Below are 3,492 nucleotides of genomic sequence, written 5' to 3' on the forward strand. Positions count from 1 at the left end.
CGAGCACCGCCGCCAGCGTCACCCCGACGGTGGCCACGGTCCAGGCGAGCCGGTCGATGCGCAGGCCCACGACGTGGATGGCCAGGCCGGCGACGATCAGCACGCCCATGCTCAGCGCGGGGGTCAGCACCGTACGCTCGACCGCGGTCAGCGCCCGGCGGCGGAACAGCACCCCCAGCAGCGCCATCCCGGGCAGGACGAAACCGAGCAGCAGCCCAGCGGCGATGGCCAGGGCCTGGGGCGCGAACAGGACCGCGGCGCCGGCGGCGACGGCCAGCCCGGCCACGACCCGGGAAAGCAGAACGCTCACTGGACCCCCGTCCGGTAGATGCGGACAGTGCCGTTGTCGTAGAGCCGGTCCATCCCGGTCAGCGAGTCGAACTTGCCGAGCTGCCCGACGGTCAGCGGCGAGGTGATCTGCCCGGAGCGCGGGTCGCTCTCGAAGTACGCGCCGCTCTCCGGCAACTGGGTGCTCAGCCGCCGGTCCACGACCAGGTACTGCACGTGGACGCGCTGCACCAGGTCGTCCTGCTCCAGCCCCCACACGTCGGCGTAGTAGAGGGAGCCCACTTCGCGTACGGGGTCCTGGCGCCCGTACGTGGAAGCCAGCGAGACCGACGTCGCGTCGCCGCCGACCCGGTTGCCCGGGCCCAGCGTGGTGCGCTGCCAGTCGGCCGAGGCGACCCCGTACGCGTCGACCGACCGCTCGTACCCACCGGCCAGGTACGGCCCCGGCAGGATTGACGCGATCGGCGGCCAGCCACCGGCCCGCGCCCCGATCATCAGCAGCGTGATCATCGCCGAGCCGGCCGCGACCCGGCTGTACAGGTTCCAGCCGCCCGGCATGACCACGTCGATGGCGGGCGCGGCGGCCCGCCACCGGTGCCCGAACTCGTCCTTGGCCGGGATCAGCTGCACGCCCCGGACCAGCCCGATCGCGGCCAGGATGGAGATCGGGATGTAGGTGAACGTGGACAGCCGCCCGGCGATCTCCGGACCGTTCTGCCCCAGGAACCGCACCCCGTTGCCGGCGAAGAACACCATCCCGCCGACGACCGCGGCCCACCGCCACCAGTCCCGGTCCCGGCGGTGCACCATGTCGCGGGTGACCGCGAGATAGAGCACCAGCAGCCCGAGCAGGCCGGCGCCCTGCACCACGAGCTGACCCACGGAGACGGGCGCGCTGGTCGAGGCCGGGTCGCTCTCCCCGGAGAAGAGCTGCGACACGGTACGCACAACCTGGTCGACCGGCTCCTCCAGATAACCGAGGACATCGGTGGCGACCAGCAGGATCCACGCCGCCACCACGACCGCGGCGGCCCCCGGCATGGCCAGTGCCGACCACCGGCGCGGCTGATCCACGACCAGCTCGGCCACGGCCAGCAGCAGCAGCGTCGCGACCAGGGCGAGCGCGGTGACGTGGTGGCTGACGGTGGTCAGGGCCATCGACACCACGGCCAGCGCGGCGAACATCCGGCCGCCCTCGGCCCGCCACCGGCGTACCGCCCAGATGGCGAGCATGAAGAACGGCAGGGCGGCGGTCTGGTACAGGAACATCGAGTTGAAGAACAGGTAGTGCAGGGCGGTCGCGTACGTGGCACAGGCGACGCCGGCGACGGCCGGGGAATTGCTGGCCCGCAGCACCACCGCGAAGAGCACGCCCACGAACACCAGGTGCGCGATACCGGCGACGATGACGCCGGCGGCCGTGACGGGCAGCCCGGTCATCTCGGCCACGGCGGCCCCGAGCTCGGCGAGACCGGGAAAGTGCTCGGCGGGCGGCAGGGCCGGGTTGGGCTGGAACAGCTCCCCGGACTGCACGATGATCGTGGTGGCCAGCCAGTGCTGCAGCTCGTCGGGGAACCGGAACTGATCCGGGCTGTACATCCACTTCAGCAGATACTGGTGCAGGGCCAGCCCCATGACGAGCAGGAACGACTCGGCGACCCCGGCCATCCGGCGACTGAGCAGCCGGACGACGACCGGCGTGAAAACCACGACCTGCCCGACCCAGTACGCGAACTGGGCGTTGCCGGTGCTGACCCGCCCGCCGGCGTAGGCCAGGGCGACCATGAGCACGCCGAGGGCGGAGATGGTCAGGACGGCCGGGGCGTGGCCCAGGTCCAGGGGCTCGCGGCGGGCGCGGGCGGGTTTGGGCGTACGGCCGGGATCGGGCGGGGGAGCGACCTCGGTGCGCTGACCGTCACGCCGCCCGGGAACGACGGGGATGACAGCGGTGACGACATCGGTCGGCGGGGCGACGCTGGCGGTCGAGCTGACGACCGGGATGACGACGGTGTCGTCGGGCCCCCGCAGCGCGATGACCACGGTCTCGTCGCCGGGGTTGCTCTTCGGGGCCTCCGGCAGGGTCAGGATGACCGTGTCTTCGACGGCCGGCTCGATGCGCAGAACGACCGTGTCCTCGAGGTTCGGTCCCTCGTGCTCCGGCTCCTCCTGTGCGGTTCCGGCCTGGTCCGGCTCGCCCTGCTCCGGTTCGGCTTGGTCCGGCTCCGCTTGGTCCGGCTTCGCTTGGTCTGGCTCGGCCTGGTCTGGCTCGGCCTGGTCTGGCTCGGCCTGGTCCGGCTCGGCCTGGTCCGGCTCGGTCCGGATCGGGGCGGCCTGCTTCGGGCTGTTAACGGCCGGCGTCGCGGCGGGCAGGATCAGCACCGCGGTCGCTTCGGGATCGCTCAGTTCCGGGGTGGGCTCAACCTCAACATCAGCTTCAGGTTCGCGCTCGGGCGAGACCTCAACCTCAACCTCAGCTTGAGAGTTCGCGTCACCTTTAGTGTCTGCGACCTGCTTGTTGTCCGATTCGGTCGGGGAGTCTGCGGTCCCCGGCGCGGGATCGGCGTTGCTCTCCGCGGCGGCCTCAACGGGAGCGGCGGCTTCCGGCGCTTGGGCATCCTGTGCCGTGTTCGGCTGCGCTGGCTCGGCTGCTTCCGCCGCCGGAGAGGCGTCCAGGCCGATTTCCGTGGGCGGCTGGATGTCCATGCCGGGCTCGGCGTCAGCGTCGGCCTCCGGCTCGGGCTCGGGCTCGGCCTCGGGCTCGGGTTCGGCCGCTGCCTCGGCCTCAGCCGCTGCCTCGGGCTCGGGCTCGGGCTTCGCCTCGGGTTCGGCGTCGGTCTCGGTCTCGGGTTCGGCGTCGGTCTCGGAGCCTGCCGTGGGTGCGGGCTCCCGCTCCGCTTCAGGCCGGCCCGAATCCGCTGCCTCGGCTTCGGGTCCGGCTTCCGGCGTCGCTTCCGGCTCCGGCGTGACCGAGCCCGCGGGGCTTCGTTCGGGTCCGGCCGAGACTGCAGGGTCCGGTTCCGCATCGCTGGCGGTTACCGGTGCGGCTTCGGCGTCAGCCGTGGCCGCGGGTTCCGGCTGGGCGTCGCCCGTAGCTTCTGCCGGGTCCGCTACTTCAACCTCCGACACGACCTCGGCTCCAGCGGGAGCGTCGTCAACGCCGGGCGCCCCGGCGACGTCCTCCGAGGGCACCTGCGCACCGGTCGC

1 protein-coding gene and 1 pseudogene are annotated in these 3,492 nt (G+C 72.4%); both read right to left on the reverse strand.

Annotated elements, in window-relative coordinates:
* Positions 1-310: pseudogene (locus AB0C29_RS39015) on the reverse strand (hypothetical protein); the annotation flags it as partial.
* Positions 307-2,667, reverse strand: coding sequence for a hypothetical protein (locus AB0C29_RS39020; RefSeq protein WP_360831575.1), 2,361 nt, complete (start codon positions 2,665-2,667; stop codon positions 307-309). The gene AB0C29_RS39020 and the pseudogene AB0C29_RS39015, both read right to left, overlap by 4 nt.
* Between the last annotated feature and the right edge of the window lie 825 nt (positions 2,668-3,492).

Origin of the sequence: Actinoplanes sp. NPDC048791 (assembly GCF_040650095.1) — a bacterium.
Lineage (GTDB): Bacteria > Actinomycetota > Actinomycetes > Mycobacteriales > Micromonosporaceae > Actinoplanes.